This window comes from Jeotgalibacillus sp. ET6 (genome assembly GCF_029667115.1).
GTDB lineage: Bacteria > Bacillota > Bacilli > Bacillales > Jeotgalibacillaceae > Jeotgalibacillus.
This window is the reverse complement of the sequence record NZ_JARUIU010000002.1, coordinates 462184-482140: the sequence shown is the minus strand read 5'-3', so window position 1 is coordinate 482140 and position 19957 is coordinate 462184. Positions and strand designations below refer to the sequence as shown.

Here is a 19957-nt window from a genome sequence, read left to right as displayed (position 1 = left end):
AAAATTAAAGGCGCACGGGAAAATTAGAAATAAAGTCCCATGCGCCTTTTTCATATTTACGTATATTTTCTTGAAGAAAGATACGTTTTTTGCTGGTTGCTTTTGGAGGCTTCCTGAAAAAGACGGTTCGATTCCTCAAGCTTTAAATCACTTTTTATTGAGTCTGTGCATGTTCTGCAGAGCTTTGCCTGTGTAATTAAAGTCCCGCACTGATCGCACGGGTAGCCGAGTCCCGGAAATTGAGCCGGCTGAAGCCTGCGCTTGCGAACCCACTTGTACAGCTGTTTTTCCTCTGCTCCGGTTACTTCAACAATCCGCTCCACAGTTGCTGCACGGTTTTCACGCCTGCGCAAAAACTGATATACCTGTTGAAATAAATCCTCTTCTGCCTGGTGGCATTGCAAGCACACATCGCGAAGTCCGTTATAATTAAAGATCGCATTGCACGCAGGACAATTTCTTAATTCCGCCATGATAAAGTCCCCTTATTCGGTTTTTCTCCATTATATAACATAACCTTTATAAGTAGGTAGTATTAATTAGGAATTTCATACTATTTTTAGCGGCCGATGGTGATGGAACAAATTTTCCCTGCTCCTGCTTCCTTTAAAATATAGGCTGCATGCCGGATCGTCGTCCCTGTAGTATATAGGTCATCAATTAAAATAATGGACTCGTTTTGAAAGGTTTCTGCAGTCCAAAAAGGGTTGGTGGCCGCGTGGCGGTCCTGCTTTCCTTTTTTTGCCTGGGAAACTTCAGGGTTATCCATCCGGGAAAGGCTTGTCCGGTAAGGAAGATTTGCGCTTTCAAGCAGCGCTTCTGTTTGATTGAAGGTGCGGTCGATTTTTTTGCTTTCGTGAAGAGGAATTGGAAGAAGGAAGTCGTAGGGCATCATGCTTTTTACCACCTCAGCTAAAGGGGCACTGAAGCAGCCTGCGATGGCATAGTCCCGATCGTATTTAAACCGTTTGATCAACTCTTTTAACCCTTCATTATAAACGTAAAGCGATCGATTTTGATGGAGAACACTGCTGTAAACAGGGTGCTCTGCCCATGTAAGGCAGTCTTTGCAGGAGAAGGTTTGTTCCGCAAGAGGTCTTGAGCAGATGGTACAGATCGAGTCATGACGGATTACCTGAAGCAGGCTCATGCATTCGCTGCACAAAGAAGTATGCTTGCGCGGTGTAAAAAGATCGCTCCAGGAAATTTCTATTAAAATGGGTTCATGACAGCTCAAGCAGCGGTTCATGTTTCTTCTCCTTAAGCAGTCCGTCTTTTTTAGCCTGATGATTCATTCGAATGATATGCTTTTGGGCTTTGACGATTGCTTCTGTATGACCAAAATGAAAAAAGGCGACGATGCCGCTCGGGTAGCGGAAATCACGTCCTGCTCTCCCCGCAATCTGCACAAGCGCACTTTCTGTGAAAATCGCCTTTTCTGCCCCTAGTACGGCTACATCAATATTGGAAAAGGTGACCCCTCTTTCTAAAATGGTGGTCGTCAGCAGGATATCAAGCTCTTTCTTTCGCATTCTGTCGATCTTCGGCCCTCTTTTTGAATCCTTGGCGTGAACCGACTCCAGATTGGGTGTATAGGCTTGCAGCAGCTTTTCCACTTGGATCATCGTTGGAATATCCGGCATGAACAGCATCATACGCTTTTTCACAGCGAGTCTGCTTTCGATCCATGATCTAAAACTGTAGGGTAGCTGCTTCTTATCGATCGATTTTTTCCAGTTTCCAAGCCATCTGGTTTCCGGAACGGGCAGTGGATAGCCGTGGTATCTCGCGGGGATCACAATGGCCTGCAGACTGCCTTTTTTTACTTCATGCAGGAGAGCAGTTGCAGGTGTGGCGGTAAGATAGATGAGGGTTGAGGCTGGTTTTCTCGCGTTTTGTGCAGCTCTTTGAAGCGTGACGTCTCCATGATAGGGAAACGCGTCCACTTCATCAATCACCATTACGTCAAATGCGTGCTGGAACCGGTAAAGCTGATGCGTGGTGGCAATGGTCAGCCGGGCAAGATCGTTTCTGTGCTCACTTCCTCCAAAAAGAGCCTGAATGGGTGTTGTGGGAAAAGCCTGCTGAAAGCGGGGAAACAATTCCTGAACCACATCTCTTCTTGGTGTAGCAATACAAACCTGCTGGCCCTTTTCAAGCGCATGAGCTGCAGCCTGAAACAAGATTTCTGTTTTACCCGCTCCGCATACAGCATGAACGAGCGTTGACCGTTTCTCTTCAACTGCTCGGACTAGCTGATCCGAGGCTTTTTGCTGGGGAATGGACAGCGTTCCCTCCCACTGCAAAATGGGCTGCTGCAGCGGCTCCAGGGGCTCATCTTCCGGACCAGACCATTTGACAATCGGATTGCAAAAAGACGCTTTGCCCATGTTAATACAGTTTCTGCAATAGGTGCACGGACCCTTGCATCTGGCGCATGGCTGCTCGTAAAACAAATGAGACTGCTCATTAAAGCAGCGCATACAGCGGTATGTGTACTTTTTCTTTTCGATAGATGGAGTGAAGAAAATGTGGTTGGATTGAAGGTGTTGCTCTATTTCCTGAGGAGTAACTAAATGGAGAACCTCGTCTTTTAAAAGCTGCCTGCCGGAGAGGACCGTGCGAAGCTGAGGTGATACACAACATGTATTCAGATAAATAACCTCCTTTTAGGGCAAAAGTGGAGAACGACATCCGCCGCTCTCCCGGTTTTACTCTTTTTTCATCCAGCCAAGGCCCATAGAGCCTTCTCCTAAATGAGTGCCGATCACCGGTCCGAAGTGAGAAATCCGAAACGTGACATTTGGCAGCTGCTGTTCAAGCTCATGCTTCCATTCATGCGCTTCATTTTCACGATTAGCCTGAATAATGACCGCCTGAAGATGATCATATTTATTCGCATCCTCAGCCAATAGGTCAACCATTCGTTTCATCGCTTTTTTGCGTGTCCGGATTTTTTCAAATGGTTCGATCTTTTTATCCACAAAATGCAGCAGCGGCTTCACCTGAAGCAGGCTTCCGATCATCGCCTGTGCATTCGATAAACGCCCGCCGCGCTGAAGGTGGCTGAGATTATCCACCATAAAATAGGCTCGGGTCGTTTCCTTCAGTTCATCAAGATACGCAACAATCGTTTCCGCTGAGCAGCCGCGCTTGGCCATTTGAGCTGCTTCTAACACAAACATCCCCTGCACCATGCAGGAAATCTCTGAATCAAACGGATACACCCGGATATTCTCCACCATGTCCCCCGCCTGCACAGCACCGGAAAACGTTCCGCTGATCTCACTGGACAAATGGATGGAAACCACTTCGTCATACTCTGCTGAAAGCTCCTCAAAAAGAGCCGCAAACTGACCAACTGCAGGCTGTGAGGTTGTAGGAAGATCCTTCTCCACACGCACTGAGTCATAAAATTCCTCAGTCGTCAGATCAACCTCCTCCTGATACATTTTCCCAGCCATAATCACGCTCAATGGAATCATATGAATCGAAAGCTCATCCCGAATTTGTTTTGGTATATATGCCGTACTATCCGTCACGATCGCCGTCTTCATTCCACCATTCCTATCCCTGCAATAAAATTTCAATTACCGTAAACTTGTCCGCAGACCCTATGCTCCTATTCTAGCCCAAGAACTCGTTGAATGCATCTCTTTCCTTCAATGTTATTTTAGAAAAAATAAAAACCCTCTGTTGTATACAGAGGGCACTTAACAGGTGAATTATGAAGAACGGGCAGTCATTTCTTCAACCGGTTTCTTCGGTTTGCTGCCAGACTTTTTCCGATCAATATTTCCAATAATCATCCCAGAGCCTGGAATATGCTTTACAACCCATGAAAAACCTATGCTTCCCAGAGTAGAAAACAGAAAAGCGAAAACTCCGTATGCAGTGGCCGATAAATCAAAGGGCTGAAATCGTGCATAAAAGTCGATAAACAGCAGATGAAGCAGAAAGATTGGAAATGAATATTTACTTACAACCTTAATGACTGCCGGGACGGTTTTAAAAGAAGCTGTTAAATAAATTAAAGATAAAAACAGAAAAATCGTGTAAAACAAGACATCATTCCTTCTGGATGAAACGACAATATAATTATCTGCTATAACATTGTAAAATCCGTAAACCATTGAAAATAAAGCTAAAACGATAATACCCGGACCAGCCTTGCGCAAGAATTTTTTCCACTGAAGAGCGTATCGTCCTGCATAATAAGCAACAATAAAGAAAGCAATCCAGCCTGGGAAGAACACTCTGCCGTACTGAACCCAAAGCACTTCCAGAGATTCATGCGGCGCTGGGAGAAATGAAACATAATAATTGTAGAGAATATTAATGACAATTGCTAAAGCTGTCATTAAATATGGATTAACCTTATGGGAATAGCGGTTAAATAAAAAGTGCAGAAAATAAAGCTGAAAAATAATTAATATAAAATATCCATTCCAGCCGCTCATCAATATATATCGGTATAAAATGGCTCCCGTATATTCAAGAGAAAAACCATTTACGAGATTATAATAAAAAGCCGAAATAAATGAAATTGATAGATAAGGAATAAATATATACATAAATCGTTTCTTCCAAAATCCTTTTGGTGCAGTGTCCTGATACGTATAGCTCAATATATAGATTGAGATCATGACAAACATTGGAGTAGCAAAGATAAAGGCCATCTGAATCAAAACTGCCAAATCATATGAAAAAGCAGGCAATTCATATAAACCTTTTACTCTGGCAATGGAATGGACCCAAACCACACTTAAACAGGCTGCAGCTCTAATCCAATCAATTCCTACAATTCTTTCTTTCATAAAGCTGCCTCCCTCCTCATCCTAACCTTATAAAGAATAGCACAAAACAATCGTAAAAAATATATGAGATTTGGATAGTTAAATTGCTATTTTCAGGTATTTATTCAATGAAATGCAGGAAATCTTTATAGTTGACAACTTGTATATACACGTATATGATAAGTTTGTAAATGTAAGCGCTGTTTCTGATTAACTTGGACTATCTTTTATCCAATAGGGAATAGATGAATGGATGGCATAACGTCACGGAAATGAAAACGGTTACGGGAGGGTTATTGATGAGTGATGTGAATAGAGAGGAAGTCCGCCAGATTGTCGAAGCGATTGGCGGGAAAGAAAATATCGACTCTGCTACTCATTGTGTTACACGGCTGCGGTTCGTGCTGCATGATGACAGTAAGGTGGATAAGAAAAAGCTTGAGTCCATTGATGTTGTAAAAGGGTCTTTTGCAAACAGCGGACAGTACCAGGTAGTTATTGGACAGGGTCTTGTAGATAAGGTCTATAAAGTACTGGCAGAGGAAACGGGCATTCAGGAAGTTTCCAAGGATGATGTAAAAAATGCTGCGGCGAAGAAAATGAATCCACTGCAGCGTACAATTAAATTGCTTGCAGATATCTTTATTCCGATTTTACCTGCAATTGTTACAGCCGGTTTATTGCTGGGGCTGAACAATGTTCTGACAGTCGAAGATTTATTTGGCGAAGAATCACTTGTTGCGATGTATCCTCAATGGGCAGATTTAGCCACGGTTATCAGTATTATAGCCAGTGCGGCGTTTAACTTTTTACCCGCTTTAATAGGGTGGTCAGCAGTTAAGCGCTTTGGCGGAAATCCGCTGATGGGGATTGTCCTCGGGCTTGTACTTGTACATCCCGGTTTACTCAGCGCCTATGCTTATCCGGACGCAGTAAGAGAAGGTACAGTTCCAACGTGGAATTTATTCGGTTTAACCGTTGAATCCATCGGTTATCAGGGACAAGTACTGCCTGTTTTATTTGCAGCTTATCTCTATGCTTTAATCGAAAAATTCCTGAACCGGAAAGTACATGATTCCATTAAGCTTCTCGTTGTAGCTCCAGTTGCTCTATTAATTACGTCACTTGCTGCATTTATCGCAATCGGGCCTTTAACATTTGCTGCCGGAACTGCTATTGCAGATGGGGTTATCTGGATCTTTAATAACTTTGGATGGCTCGGCGGTTTAGTTTACGGCGCGACATATGGAGTGCTTGTTATTACAGGAATGCACCATACATTCCTTCCTGTAGATCTTCAGCTGATTTCAAGTAATATTAACGGAACGTTCCTGTGGCCTATTCTTGCTTTATCGAATATCGCGCAAGGATCAGCAGCGTTTGCGATTTTCGCACTGACATTCTTTACGAAAAAACAGGATGAAAAACTGAAAGGTCTCGCCAGCTCCTCTGGTATTTCGGCTTGGCTCGGTGTAACGGAACCTGCACTGTTCGGTGTTAACCTCCGCTATCGCTTTCCGTTTATCTTTGCACTGACTGGATCAGGTATCGCAGGGCTTCTGCTCGGTGCTAACTTTGTTCTGGCCAACTCGATCGGTGTCGGCGGTGTACCAGGAATTATCTCCATTCAAAAAGAATTCTGGCTGATCTTCAGCATCGGGATGGCCATCGCGATCGTTGTTCCATTTGTCCTAACCCTTCTTTACGGACTATTCGTTAAAAAAGGAAAACTCGAAGACTAACAACCAAAAGCGTTCGCAGACATTTCAGCGGACGCTTTGTTTGTAATAAAAGCTTTACCTAAGTAAAGGGGCCAGACTCCTTTACTTAACTAAAGAAAAGTAAATTCTATTACCAAGTTAAATTCATTTTCAAGGAGTGATTCACGTATGGAATGGTGGAAAAAAGCGGTTGTATATCAGATTTATCCAAAGAGTTTTAATGATACGACAGGAAATGGCGTCGGGGATTTAAACGGGATTACAGAGAAGCTGGATTATTTAAAGAAGCTTGGGGTGGATGTGCTTTGGCTGACTCCTCCTTATAAGTCTCCACAAAATGATAATGGCTATGACATCAGTGACTATTTCAGCATTCACGATGAATACGGAACGATGGATGATTTTGACCGCATGCTCTCTGAAGCGCATGATCGAGGAATTAAAATTATTATGGATATCGTTATTAATCATACATCTACTGAGCATGAGTGGTTTGTGGAATCACGCAAGTCTAAAGACAGTGAGTACCGTGATTTTTATATTTGGAAGGATGCGAAAGAAGACGGTACTGCGCCAACCAACTGGGTGTCTAAATTTGGAGGCAATGCCTGGAAGCTGGAAGAAAAGACAGGCCAGTATTATTTGCATTTATTTGATGTCACACAGGCAGATCTGAACTGGGAAAACGAAGCTGTTCGTGAAAAGCTGTATGACATGATGAATTATTGGGCGGAAAAAGGCGTCGATGGCTTCCGCCTGGACGTAATCAACTTAATTTCCAAGGATCAGTCATTCCCTGATGAGGATGGTGATGGAGACGGCCGTAAATTTTACACAGATGGCCCAAAGGTTCACGACTATATGCATGAAATGAACCGGGAAGTATTTTCAAAGCATGACCTGCTGACAGTAGGCGAAATGTCTTCCACTACAATCGATCACTGCATCAAGTACTCTAATCCTGAACGCGAAGAACTGAGTATGACGTTCAATTTCCATCATTTAAAAGTGGATTATCCAAATGGCGAGAAATGGACGGTTGCTGATTTTGACTTTATTAAGCTGAAGGATATTTTATCCACCTGGCAGGTCGGCATGAATGAAGGCGGCGGTTGGAATGCCCTCTTCTGGTGCAACCATGACCAGCCGAGAATCGTATCGCGCTACGGAAATGACGGGGAGTATCGCACTGAATCAGCTAAAATGCTGGCCACAACGATCCATATGATGCAGGGAACGCCTTATATTTATCAAGGTGAAGAGTTCGGGATGACCAACCCTCACTTTAAAACTATTAAAGATTATCGGGATGTAGAGTCTTTAAATATTTACAAGCAGCTGATTGAGACCGAGCATTCAAATGAAGAAATCTTAGCCATTCTAAATCAGAAATCCCGTGACAATTCACGTACGCCGGTTCAATGGAGTGCTGAAGAAAACGGCGGCTTCACAACTGGAACACCATGGATTCCTGTGGCTAAAAATTACAAAGATATTAATGCAGAAGCAGCGGTTGCAGATTCTCAGTCCGTTTTTTATCATTATCAAAAGCTGAATGCGCTGCGCAAGGAATATGACATCATTACAAACGGAAACTATGAATTACTTCTAGCGGATGATCCGGCTATTTTTGCTTATACGCGAAATACAGAGGAAGAATCCCTACTTGTAGTGAATAATTTTTATGAAAACCCTGTACAATTTGAGCTGCCTTCTGAGACAGCCCAAAGACTAAACCGTTTTTCTGACCGCTCTGTCCTGATCAGCAACTATGATGACGTTAAAGGCTCCGCGGATTCCTTTGAACTCCGTCCATACGAGTCCATCGTCTTTCGTCTTAAAAAGTAGTACCAAATGCCATTTTAAAAGTTTGGGACAAATCAAGAAAAGCTCCATATATAAGACTTTTTAGTAAAAGCGGAAGGCGGCGGCTCCAGCAGGATATGACGATAAGCTGAGACTTTACAGGGCAACACGCTGAAAAGTCTCAGTCGCCGTCCCTGCGGAAAGCGTCTGTCTGAAGCTTAGTGAACACGTCAAAGAGCCTGAAATTAGGCTCATTTTCGTACATAATTTTCCGAATGTAGGCTCCAGCCCACCCCACTTTCACTTTCTAATCATTAACTAAAAGAAAGTACCCGGTGAGGATGGATGACCATGGCGAAAAGCAATCGAGGAAAAATACTAAAAAAACGTTCTATTAAGAGCGGAGAGCCCTATCGCGGCACCTGCCCGAAATGCAAGAAAACCGGCATTAAATTGCTTCATTCTCATGTCAGCCCAACAAAAGATGTTCAAAAAGTCTGTAAAAACTGCAGGAATAAATAGCATTTGGAACTGAGGCTAAGTTTAATAATAAAATCAAAAAACCGGCCCTTAAACGTTTAAGGGCCGGTTTCTATTATGTTTATTCAGGATCTGCCATAAAATGAATGGACGCGATTTTCCACTCATCCTCCACTAAATGAAAAACGGTGATCTGGCGGCCCGTTCTGGTTACCTCTGCACCACTTTCAGTATCTGTAGTAGTCAAAATCATATTAGCAAACACATGTGCTTCATCTTCCTTATATTCGTTGATCGTTTTTAATTCCACTTCACGCTCAACATCAAAGGATTCGAATACTTCTTCAAGAGCTGCACGTTCTTCGTCTTCGTTAAAGTAACCGTCCCCCGTTCGCAGCAGCTGAAGGTATCCATCAATATCTTTTTCGTTAAAGGTGCTGATGTATTCATCGAAAAGGGATAGAATGGCCTCTTCTTCTTCCGGCGGAACATCTTCTGCTTTTTCCACTTCTCCCTCGCTGTTCATTTCAAAACCGATTTCCGAATCTCCTTCTGTACCGGAATCTTCAGACTGCGTATGTGTATCGATTCCCTCTCCGTTTTGACCATCGTTAACGGAACCTGTATTATCGTTCGTTTCATCACCGCTGCAGGCGGCCAGGAGTAAAGCAAGCAAGCCGGCGCCTATTGCAGTTCTCATTTTTTTACTTATCATAGGCTGGATCATCCCTTCTCTATAGTCTTTTCACCGATGTATTGGGGTTATACCCTGCTTCCTTCCATTATGATACAATAAAACAGGGTGATCTTATATGGCAACAACCAATAAATATATGAACATTTTTCAAGAACTTTCGGAAGAAATCAAGCAGGGAATCTATGAACCTAACTCGCTTCTTCCTTCAGAGCATGAGCTTTGCGAGCGCTTTGATACTTCCCGTGAAACCATTCGTAAAGCGCTTACTTTGTTATCTCAAAATGGATTTATACAAAAGATGCAGGGCAAGGGCTCTTTAGTGCTGGATGTCAGCAAAATGACCTTTCCCGTCTCAGGTTTAGTGAGTTTCAAGGAGCTTCAGCAGTCTCTTGGCAGAAATATTACAACGACCGTCCATAAGCTTGAACTGACAGAAGCAGAAGACTGGCTCTCGCCACAATTGGAGTGTGAGAAGGACTCGCTGGTTTGGGAAATTGTGCGCGCAAGAACCATTGACGGCGAACGAGTCATTCTTGATAAAGACTGGCTTTTGCAGTCAAGCGTTCCATCTCTTACTGAAAAGATCTGCAGTGATTCTATTTATGCCCATTTGGAGAATCATTTAGGCCTGAACATCTCTTATGCAAAAAAAGAAATTACAGTGGAACTGGCCACAGATGAAGATCGTACACTGCTTGACCTGGACGGCTACAGCCATATTGTACTCGTACGAAACTATGTGCACCTTGAAGATACGACTATTTTCCAATATACAGAATCGAGACACCGTCTGGACAAGTTTAAGTTTGTCGACTTTGCCCGAAGACGAAAATAATGTTGCAAATAGAATGCTTCGCCTGAAGGGAATAGCTCTATGTAACTGAAACATCCAGCTTTCTCCCCTACAACCGACATTTCCCAGGCAATATTCGCCTGCCTTCGTCATTCCAGCTGTGCTTATGTTCCAATAAAAAAAGAGCCGGGGACAAAAAATGTCTCTGGCTCTTTTACGGTTCACTGCGCTTCAGGCGGAAGCTTTCCGCAGGGACGGCGCTGAGCCTTAAAGTCTCAGCCTGCCGTCATGTCCTGCAGGAGTCGCCACCCTCCGCTCCGTTCACCTCATACTAATAATATAAACTTGCTCATTTTTTACAGTTATACCCTATTCTCTTCTTAAAACTTATCGTACTTCCACCCAGCCGTTTTTAATGGCCGTTACAACGGCTTGAGTCCGGTCGTTTACATTCATTTTTTGTAGAATGTTACTTACATGGTTTTTCACAGTTTTTTCGGAAATATATAGGCCTTCGCCAATGCCGCGGTTGCTTTTACCGTCTGCAAGCATTTGAAGTACTTCACATTCGCGTTTTGTTAAGAGGTGAAGTGGACGGCGTACTTCCACCTGCTGGAAATTACCTGTAAATTCAGCATCTGCAAGTCTGCGGAACTCGTTGACAAGGTTAACGGTTACTTTAGGATGCAGGTATGATCCACCATCTGTTACCGTTTTAATCGCATCAATGAGAGCATCCGCGTCCATTTCCTTCAGCATATAGCCCAAAGCTCCTGACTTCAGAGCATGAGAAACATAGTTCTCATCGTCATGAATCGATAAGATGATGACTTTCGCCTCAGGGAAATTTTCAATAAGCGTTTTCGTTGCTTCTACTCCATTAACTTCCGGCATATTTATATCCATCAGGACAACATCGGGCTGATGCGTGTCATATAAATCAATTGCCTGTGAACCATCGTCCCCTTCTGCGACTACTTCAAAGGATTTTTCAAAATCCAAGATTCGTTTTACGCCTTCACGAAAAAGCTGATGATCATCAATGATTAGTATTCTTGTCATATATATTTTCCTCCTTGATCATATAAAATCCTTTAAAGCGGTACTTGAATCAAAATAAGGGTTCCGGATCCCGGTCTTGAATTGACCGTGATTTCTCCCGCAAGCAATTCTACCCGTTCTCTCATGCCTATTAAACCAAAAGATCCCTGTTTTTTTTGAGAAGGATCAAATCCTTTTCCGTTATCTTTAATCACAACTGTGATCCGGTCCTGCCGGATTTCAACTTTAACGGAAATTTCAGTGGCATGTGCATGCTTCAGGGCATTTTGAACTGACTCCTGGACAAGACGAAACAAGGATACTTCATACTTGGGATGTAATCGTGACTCTTCGCCTATTTGGTGAAACAATAATTTCGTACCGTTGCTGTACTCTTCAATTGAACTGAGGTATTTTCTTAACGTTGGCACAAGCCCGAGGTCATCAAGAGCCATTGGTCTGAGATCGTAAATAATGCGCCGCACTTCTGAAAGCGCAGAGCGAACCATTTTTTTCAGACTCTTAATTTCAAGAAATGCTTCCTGCGCTCCTTTGTCCCTATAGACCCGTTCAATTAAATCGGAACGCATCAGGACATTTGCCATAAGCTGAGCCGGTCCATCATGTATTTCCCGGGAAAGCCTTTTTCGTTCTTCTTCCTGTGCTTCAATAATTTGAATGCCAAATTCCTGTTTTTGTTTTGCATCCTGCAGGGCTGCACCCATTTGTTTTAAATCACTATTTAAATAGGTTAGAACTGCAGATATCTGTGTTACGAGGTTCTCCGCTCTCTCAATCGTGTCCAGCATGCTCTGCAGTCTTCTTTCCAGCTCGTCTCTGCGGCTGCGAAGCTGTTTTTCTTCCTGTCTGTTGACCGAAAGCTGTATCTGGAGATCATGGGCCGTTTCATACGCTTGGCGGACTTGCTCTTCAGAAAAGTTTTTAAAATGGTGACTGACTTCAGCCAGCCGCTTACGCGCAAATCGTGATCGTCTCTCAAGGTCATCACCCTCATAAATTACAGTAGTGATTTTCTCCCTGATCTGACTAAGCTCTTTTACAAGCCCTTCATAATCATTTCGCGTCTGCTCCCCAATTTCAAAAATATCTGATTTGCTTTGGTCCACTGTATCGATCATTTTACCCAAAATGATGTCAAGCATTTGGGAATCCAAACTAGTTGCGGACACAATTCAGACTCCTTCCTATTTACATAGTGTCTTTGTAAAAAATTATACTGTTTATCAAGGAAAAAAGAAAGTGTTCCTCAGTATATGTTTTTGACGCAGTAAATGTCGGAATTCATCGGTGTATTTACTTTTTCAGAATAGTAATTTCCTAAGTATCTACACAAACCTGAACCTAGTCTATTATACCATCAATAGAATGTCGCGATATTAAAGTATCATTACAATTGACGCATATGACATTTCACCTTCTTTTCAGTTTACAGGGTTATGACGAAAATCCTCGTTTATTGTTATAATGGTGTAACATAACGAGCGAAACTGAAAAAGGAGTGCCATATATATGTTGAAAAAATATCGTACGATTGCCAAAAAAGGAGAAAATGAAATTATTATTGAAAAATCCCGGTTTATAACTTCTGTACAAAGAGTGGAATCAGAGGAAGAAGCGCATACCTTTATTCAGGAAATTAAGCGCAAGCACCCTTCCGCTAATCATAATTGTTCGGCATATATGATCGGGGAACACAATCTCATACAAAAAGCGAATGATGACGGAGAGCCATCCGGCACAGCCGGAGTCCCTATGCTTGAAGTGTTAAAAAAACGGGATCTTAAAGACACGGTTGTTGTCGTGACCCGCTACTTTGGCGGTATTAAGCTGGGTGGCGGCGGCCTCATCAGAGCATACGGCCGTTCTGTAACAGAAGGAATAAATGCAGCAGGGATCGTAGAGCGGACACTTCATTCTCTTGTCAGCACCACTATTGACTATACGTGGCTTGGCAAAATAGAAAATGAAATCCGCGCCTCTTCTTATCGGCTGCATGACATCCATTATTTAGAAGACGTTGTCATAGAGACTCATGTAGAAGAAGATACAATCGAGGACTTTAAAGAATGGATGACGAATTTAACAAATGGCCAATCAAAGATAGAAGTTGGGACACAATTGTATGTAGAGGAAAGCATTGGCAGCAAGTAAAACCGCAATTAAACTGTAACGAAAGTTTCATTTTACTGAAAAGCGGAAAAAGAGTAGAATAGAGTTTGGGCTGTTAAAAGCAAATCTCTTGACTAGTAGTGTTTCTTACAATAATAGAACGTATTGCGCTGCCCTTAGGTTTAAACAATAAATTAACCATCAAAGGAGCCATTACACACAATGGATAGAAAAACGTATAAAAAGAAAAGAAAATTGAAGAAACGTGTCATCATGATTCTTCTGCCGATTATGCTATTGGCTTTTTCAGCAATTGGCTATAGCGGATATTTATATTTTAAAGCAAAAAATGCTGCTGACGGGTCATACCAGGAACTTGAAGGCCGTGCGCAGTCCGACATGCGGGAAGAAATGGTGGATCCGGCAACTGATAATGTCTCCATCTTATTCCTGGGCATTGATGAAAGTGAAAAAAGAACAGGATCAGCCGGATTTGAAGGGGGAAATACCCGTACAGATGCGATGATTCTTGCCACTCTCAATAATAAAGATAAAACAGTCAAACTCGTAAGCATCCCGCGTGACACACTTACGTATATACCTGAAACGCAGCAGGAGGACAAAATAAACCACGCTCATGCCTATGGTGGTCCAAATGCATCAATGAATGCAGTGGAGGGCTTGCTGGAAGTACCGGTTGATTATTATGTTCGAATGAACTTTTATGCTTTTATGGATGTGGTAGAGGCGTTGAATGGTGTGGAAGTAGATGTACCTTTTGATATGACAGAAATGGATTCTGAGGATAGCTATGATGCGATTGAATTGAAAGAAGGACGCCAGGTGTTAAACGGTGAAGAAGCATTGGCTTTTTCACGAACACGTTCCTATGACAGTGATGTGGCTCGTGGAGGACGTCAGCTTGAGGTAATGGAAGCAATACTGGATAAAACTACTTCCATTGGATCCATTAATAAATATGCGAATGTAATTGAAGCGATCGGTGACAATATGAAGACAAATATGCGATTTGACGATATGAAATCGTTTATGGCATACGCAGCTAACTCCGACCTGAATGTGGATATGAAAACTCTTCAAGGAGAAGGCGTAATGTATAACGGTGTCTATTACTACGAACCCTATGAAGAAGATTTAGAAAGTATCAAGGCTGAACTGCGGGAGCATTTAGATATGCCGCTTCTTGCATCTAACCATTTCAATAACGAAGAGCCATATGAACCAGAATCACAACAAGAAGACATCGAAACAGAATCAAATTCAAATTGGTAAACTGGTGAACAATGTATATCAGATTTACCCCCTAATCTACTCTTAAAGAGGTCGGGACAAAACTCGAAAAAGTTTAAAAAACGAGATTGTATATATAAATAGTAAGAGGTGAGCGTAGCGGAAGGTGGTGACTCCTGCAGGATATGACGGCAAGCTGAGCCTTTACAGGGCAACGCCCTGAAAAGGCTCAGCGCCGTCCCTGCGGAAATCGTCCGCATGAAGCTCAGTGAACCGGTCAAAAAGGCTGAGACAATTTTGTCTCAGCCTTTTTCTCTTTCCAGTGAAAGTGAATAAAAGTAAATTAAGCTGTAAACCTGATGAGAGCATTGGGCTGAAGCTAATAGACTTATGGGTAAACAAATCAAAAGAAGTTATCACAAAACCGAAAAAATTCAAAACTGAGACCGTATATTTCGTTCATATAAGGTGAACCAGAGAACAGAGCCTGAGACACACTTGTCTCAGGCTCTGTTCTCATTTCCTTATTCAGCTTTGGTACTAACTGGTATCTATTCAACAATCACGATAACTTAATTAATCGACTTAAGCTCTTCTACTACATTCTCACTAATTACACCTGTACCACCATAAATTGTGTAATAGAATGTACCACGGTCAGTAAATAGGTTCTTCACTGAAGCAGGAAGGCTGTTCTTTTTCGTTAAAAGTACAGGCTCGCCAAATTGAGCTGAAAGTACAGATCCTGTTAGGGCATCCGCGAAGTTCTGGCCAGTTGCAAGGCTGGCATAGCTTGCATCCATTTTCAACTGCTTTACAACCTGTACAGAAGTTTCATAACGGTCTTTACCGCCGATACGTTTAGGGTTAGGAAGTTCTCTGTATACATCTGTCGAAACGACGCCTTTACCGCCAATAATCCAGCTGTCATTGTAATCTCCTACTATATCAGCTGTTGGAGATGGAAGAGAATTCTTTCTTGATAGCAAAATTGGGCTCTCCATGTATGCAGCATAAGATGCGATAGATAGAGCATCCGGGTAGTTGCTTCCGTTTACAACATAAGCAGTCTCTTTCCCTGGTAATTCGTCTGCAATTAAAGCGGCAGTTTCATAGCGGTCTTTACCGGAAATACGTGTTGTTTCAATTCCCATTGTATCTTCCAGATAGCTTTGAACACCATCAGAAACAGCATAAGATCCTCCAACGATTGTAATGTGATCAGGATCAAAATATTCAATTGCTTCTTCAACAACATCTGGAATAGAGTTGTTTCTTGTTAATAGAATAGGAGCTTCCAAATGATAGGCAAGTGGTGAAGCAGCAAGTGCATCAGGGAAATCGGTTCCTGTTGCAAGAACAAGTTCTGATGTGTCTCCTTCAAACCAGCCTGCTTTTGCAATTTCAACTGCAGTTGCATAGCGGTCTTTACCAGAAAGTCTATCAATAGTAGGCTCGTCGGTAAATACGCTAGTCTCTAAGAAATAGCCTTCCTCTTCTCCTGAGTTGTTTTCATCAGTAATATTAAGATAGTATGTTCCAGGTTCAAGTTCAGTCACAAGATCATAGAAGCCTGTGTCGTCTCCGTATTCTTCATCAGGAACTACTTCACCTTTATCCGAATTATAAAGTTCTAGTTTAAGTGCCATGTCCGAAGTATCAGCGTTTGGGTATGCAGTGCTGACAAAGTATGCTGCTTCATCGCCTGTTACTTCAAACGTAAAGTAGTCCGTGTCGTCTGCTGGAAGATGCCCAGTTACGAAGCTGTTTTCTTCGATCAGATTTGCTTGATCAACCGAATTATTAGGTTCAGTTTCTGACATTGAACCTGCTTCCATCTTATTCATTCTTGGTTCTGCTCTCTCCTGATCCGTGCTGTCCCCATTTGCAAAAGCTGATTGACTAACAACTAGACTTCCTGCCAGTGCCAATGATGTTACCAGGCCCCACTTGCTTTTCATTTTTTCACTTCTCCCCGCTCATAAAGTATAGTGTAATCGACAGATTACGATAGGATTACACTAAAATTATATAGTAGTTACGAACATTTTTCTATGTTTTTAGAATATAATGTTAATAAAATAAAATCTTTACAAAAAAACTGGATAAAAACCACAATGGCTTTTACCCAGTTAAAAATGATACTCTCTTAAACTGTATTTACTTTCCTCTCGTGCGGACAAAGTTTAAAAATGGTTTTTGTTCTTTTCCTAATAAACCAATACTTTCCACGATCAAACCAATTGCCACCAGAACGACAGCAATCACCAGTATCGCCCCCCACAGTGTGGACTGGGAGAAAATGAACGCCGACATACTGAACATCGTGGCAATTCCGTAAATAATTAAGACCGTTTCCTTATGAGAAAAACCAGCATTTAACAAGCAATGGTGTAAATGTGATTTATCTGGTGCAGAAATAGGTTTTTTATTCACAATTCTTCTGATGATTGCAAAGAATGTATCAGAAATTGGTACACCTAAAATTAAAATTGGAACTAGAAGGGATATCACTGTAATATTCTTAAATCCGAGAAGGGCCAAAACTGAAATCATAAAGCCCAGGAATAGCGACCCTGTGTCTCCCATAAAAATCTTTGCGGGATGAAAATTGTACACTAAAAATCCGATAGTGCTTGCAGCTAAAATAGCTCCAATCATTGCTACGTACGTGTCACCCATGATGATGGCCATTCCGGAAATGGTAATTAGGGCGATTGATGAAACTCCTGCCGCAAGTCCATCCAGACCATCAATCAGATTAATGGCATTTGTAATCCCAATAATCCAGAGAAGCGTGAGTGGAATAGCCAGGTAGCCAAATTCCAGTCTTCCTCCAAATGGGAGGTTAATGAATTCTACTTGTACTCCTCCCCACAATATTACTGTGAGAGCAGCAATAACTTGTCCCAATACTTTGAGCTTTGGAGAAAGCTGAAAGCGGTCATCAAGTGCTCCAGTTAAAATGATGATACTGGCTCCTACAACGATTGGCCATGTATATTGACCAGCAGGCTGTGTAACAATAAGAGCAATAATAAAGCTGAAGAATATTGCCAAGCCTCCCATACGAGGCATGATTTTTTTATGAACTTTTCTGGCATCCGGGGTATCGGTAGCGCCAATAGCAATTGCAAACTTCTTTACTAATGGAGTTAAAATAATCGATAAAACCAAAGCCATGACTATACCTACATATAACATGCCTTACCTCCTTAACTACCCATATGCATTCTTTTTTCAGTTAAATTTTTCTAATCACATAATCCATAGTACATTATACCATCAATAGAAGAAAATAAAACAAAATCTTTGGCTGTTAGTTGTACTGCCTTAAATATAGACGCATAACGGGCAGAGAAGTTTCATTTATTCAACATTTTTTTATATTCTTTTAAAAGCGAATCCTGCAGATGGCGAAGGGAAAAATTATTTTCTGCATGGTTTCTTAGTTTTTTTCCTTTTTCAGTCAATTCTCCACTTTTCTTCAAGCTATATGCTTCCATTAATGCACTTGCCAACTGCGCATGGTCATCAATGGCTACCACCCATCCATAGGAAGGGTCGGGGATTAATGAGCGCACTCCGCCTACATCAGTAGTAATTACGGGCGTTTCTTCCCGGGCAGATTCAAGCAAAACTAACGGAAAGCTTTCACTTTTTGAAGTCAATAAGGAGACATCTGATAAAGATAATAATTCATCAATATCCGATCTAAATCCCAAAAAGCGAAGATTCTTCTCAATATTTAAGCTTTTGGCTTCATTCAGTAATGTGTTTTTTAAATCGCCTTCACCTACAATAAGAACAGTCAGATCTATTTTGTCTTTAATGGAAGCTATCGCTTTAAAAAGGACAGAATGACCTTTTACAGGATGAAGACGGGCAACAATCGCAGCTGTAAAATCATCTTCGGATAAGGATAAGTTCGTTCTGTCTCCCCTTATTTTCTCCCGATCAAACGAAATGCCATTGTAAATGGACACAATTTTGTTGTCAGGAATACCATAATTTTTCAACATACTTTTAAATCGATCAGAAACAGCAAAAATTTTATCCGTTTTAGCCAGTGACCATTTATTTAGAGCTGAAAATAGGGTGCTCATTTTTTTATTATGCATAAAATCCAGATCGGGATCACTATGAACGGTCACAGCCCATTGAGCATGCAGCCTGTTCTTTATTAATCGCACGAATAGATTGGCTCTGGCTCCATGGCTGTGAACAATGTCAAAATGATTTGACTGTATATAGGTCCTAAACTTTTTCAAAAAAGAAAGATCATACCTGCTTTTTTGCTCCATTAATTCAACGTTTATTCCTTCTTTAAGGGCTTCGTCATAAAGCTTGCCTTTTTGGAAAACAAGAAGCATCATCTCATGAGAACGCTCACCCTTAAAAAGGGATAAAAGATGATTTTTAGATCCTCCTGTTTCACCACCGCTTATTACATGCAGAATTTTCATATTACCGCGTCCCTTTTTGGAACTTTTCTTTGAGTACGAGTAATAAAAATTGGGGAAGAGCGAGCTGACGTTTAAGTCTCGATGGCTGACTTAGCAGGCGGTACAGCCATTCCAGACCAAATTTCCTGAATACGTATGGCGCTCTTTTAACATTGCCGCTGAATACATCAAAGCTTCCCCCTACTCCTTGATAAATGGCTGCAGACATCCTTTGCATGTTTCCATCAATAAATCGTTCCTGTCTAGGACTTCCCAGGGCAACAAATACAATATCAGGCTTTGCCTCATTGATTCTGCTGACAATCACTTCTTCATTTTTTTCGTAGCCGTTAATATAGCCGGCAACTTGCAGGTTAGGATATTTTCCCTTAATTTTTTCAATGGCTTTGACTACAGTTTCTTCTTTAGCCCCATAGAAAAAGACCCTGTAATTTTTCTCGTTGGATAGCTGGAGAAGATTTTCCATCATGCCTACTCCTGTAATGCGCCATCTGATCGAGCCTTTAAGCAATTTTGATGCAATGGACACACCGACACCATCAGGGATTTGATAAGCTGATTGGTTAAGCAGTGCAGCAAGTTTCTCGTCCTTTTGCGCCATCATAATTTTTTCAGGGTTTATCGCAACGATTCTACCTTTGTCTCTGCTTTGGATTCGCTTTTCAATATCCTTTAATAGTGTTTCAATGGGCAAAGCAGTTACCTTTACACCTAATATACTTTCTTTTGAAGTCATAGAACTGTCCTACCTCTCTTGATCTTCGCTGCCATGAAAA

Annotated in this window: 17 protein-coding genes; 5 read left to right on the top strand and 12 right to left on the bottom strand. The window is 41.8% G+C overall.

Features of this window, described 5'->3' with window-relative positions; genetic code table 11:
• Nucleotides 1-56 precede the first annotated feature (56 nt).
• The 5 genes from P6709_RS07525 to P6709_RS07505 form a co-directional block, all read right to left on the bottom strand.
• Nucleotides 57-473 carry a TIGR03826 family flagellar region protein gene (locus P6709_RS07525; RefSeq protein WP_278240282.1) on the bottom strand — a complete coding sequence of 139 codons (417 nt, stop codon included), beginning with the start codon at nt 471-473 and terminating at the stop codon, nt 57-59.
• An 86-nt stretch (nt 474-559) separates the two neighbouring features.
• Nucleotides 560-1249 carry a ComF family protein gene (locus tag P6709_RS07520; RefSeq protein ID WP_278240281.1) on the bottom strand — a complete coding sequence of 230 codons (690 nt, stop codon included), beginning with the start codon at nt 1247-1249 and terminating at the stop codon, nt 560-562.
• Nucleotides 1224-2390: a DEAD/DEAH box helicase gene (locus tag P6709_RS07515; protein WP_278240280.1), complete on the bottom strand. Its 1167-nt coding sequence runs from the start codon at nt 2388-2390 to the stop codon at nt 1224-1226. Before P6709_RS07515 ends, P6709_RS07520 begins: the two co-directional genes overlap by 26 nt.
• A 321-nt stretch (nt 2391-2711) precedes the next feature.
• On the bottom strand, nt 2712-3557 hold the full coding sequence (locus P6709_RS07510) for a DegV family protein (protein WP_278240279.1): 846 nt from the start codon (nt 3555-3557) through the stop codon (nt 2712-2714).
• A gap of 168 nt (nt 3558-3725) precedes the next feature.
• On the bottom strand, nt 3726-4817 hold the full coding sequence (locus P6709_RS07505; RefSeq protein ID WP_278240278.1) for an acyltransferase family protein: 1092 nt from the start codon (nt 4815-4817) through the stop codon (nt 3726-3728).
• 278 nt (nt 4818-5095) lie between these two features.
• On the opposite strand from P6709_RS07505, the gene treP reads away from it, so the two are divergent.
• Nucleotides 5096-6538, top strand: coding sequence for a PTS system trehalose-specific EIIBC component (treP, locus tag P6709_RS07500; protein ID WP_278240277.1), 1443 nt, complete (start codon nt 5096-5098; stop codon nt 6536-6538).
• Between the two features lie 147 nt (nt 6539-6685).
• Nucleotides 6686-8365 carry an alpha,alpha-phosphotrehalase gene (gene treC, locus P6709_RS07495; protein ID WP_278240276.1) on the top strand — a complete coding sequence of 560 codons (1680 nt, stop codon included), beginning with the start codon at nt 6686-6688 and terminating at the stop codon, nt 8363-8365.
• A 559-nt stretch (nt 8366-8924) separates the two neighbouring features.
• On the opposite strand, the gene P6709_RS07490 is transcribed toward treC, so the two are convergent.
• A complete protein-coding gene (locus P6709_RS07490) occupies nt 8925-9518 on the bottom strand; it encodes a YybH family protein (protein ID WP_278240275.1) in 594 nt (197 codons plus the stop codon).
• A gap of 97 nt (nt 9519-9615) precedes the next feature.
• On the opposite strand from P6709_RS07490, the gene treR reads away from it, so the two are divergent.
• Nucleotides 9616-10335, top strand: a complete 720-nt coding sequence (treR, locus tag P6709_RS07485; RefSeq protein WP_278240274.1) for a trehalose operon repressor — start codon at nt 9616-9618, stop codon at nt 10333-10335.
• Nucleotides 10336-10680: 345 nt separating this feature from the next.
• On the opposite strand, the gene P6709_RS07480 is transcribed toward treR, so the two are convergent.
• Nucleotides 10681-11355 (bottom strand): response regulator transcription factor, encoded by a 675-nt coding sequence (locus P6709_RS07480; RefSeq protein ID WP_278240273.1) that lies wholly within the window; start codon nt 11353-11355, stop codon nt 10681-10683.
• A gap of 32 nt (nt 11356-11387) precedes the next feature.
• Nucleotides 11388-12524, bottom strand: a complete 1137-nt coding sequence (locus P6709_RS07475) for a sensor histidine kinase (protein ID WP_442905306.1) — start codon at nt 12522-12524, stop codon at nt 11388-11390.
• Nucleotides 12525-12864: 340 nt separating this feature from the next.
• Here P6709_RS07475 and P6709_RS07470 point away from each other — a divergent pair, with 340 nt between their 5' ends.
• Nucleotides 12865-13506, top strand: a complete 642-nt coding sequence (locus P6709_RS07470; RefSeq protein ID WP_278240272.1) for a YigZ family protein — start codon at nt 12865-12867, stop codon at nt 13504-13506.
• A 180-nt stretch (nt 13507-13686) separates the two neighbouring features.
• Complete coding sequence (locus P6709_RS07465) at nt 13687-14757, top strand: LCP family protein (protein WP_278240271.1); 1071 nt, start codon at nt 13687-13689, stop codon at nt 14755-14757.
• Between the two features lie 530 nt (nt 14758-15287).
• On the opposite strand, the gene P6709_RS07460 is transcribed toward P6709_RS07465, so the two are convergent.
• The 4 genes from P6709_RS07460 to P6709_RS07445 all read right to left on the bottom strand — a co-directional run bounded on the left by P6709_RS07460 (nt 15288) and on the right by P6709_RS07445 (nt 19917).
• Entirely contained in the window at nt 15288-16676 is a 1389-nt protein-coding gene (locus P6709_RS07460; protein WP_278240270.1) for a cell wall-binding repeat-containing protein, read from the bottom strand.
• A 199-nt stretch (nt 16677-16875) separates the two neighbouring features.
• The gene (locus P6709_RS07455; protein WP_278240269.1) at nt 16876-17919 is read right to left on the bottom strand and encodes a glycosyltransferase family 4 protein; all 1044 of its coding nucleotides are present in this window, start codon (nt 17917-17919) and stop codon (nt 16876-16878) included.
• Nucleotides 17920-18080: 161 nt separating this feature from the next.
• Entirely contained in the window at nt 18081-19181 is a 1101-nt protein-coding gene (locus P6709_RS07450) for a glycosyltransferase family 4 protein (RefSeq protein WP_278240268.1), read from the bottom strand.
• Between the two features lies 1 nt (nt 19182).
• The gene (locus tag P6709_RS07445; protein WP_278240267.1) at nt 19183-19917 is read right to left on the bottom strand and encodes a WecB/TagA/CpsF family glycosyltransferase; all 735 of its coding nucleotides are present in this window, start codon (nt 19915-19917) and stop codon (nt 19183-19185) included.
• Nucleotides 19918-19957 lie beyond the last annotated feature (40 nt).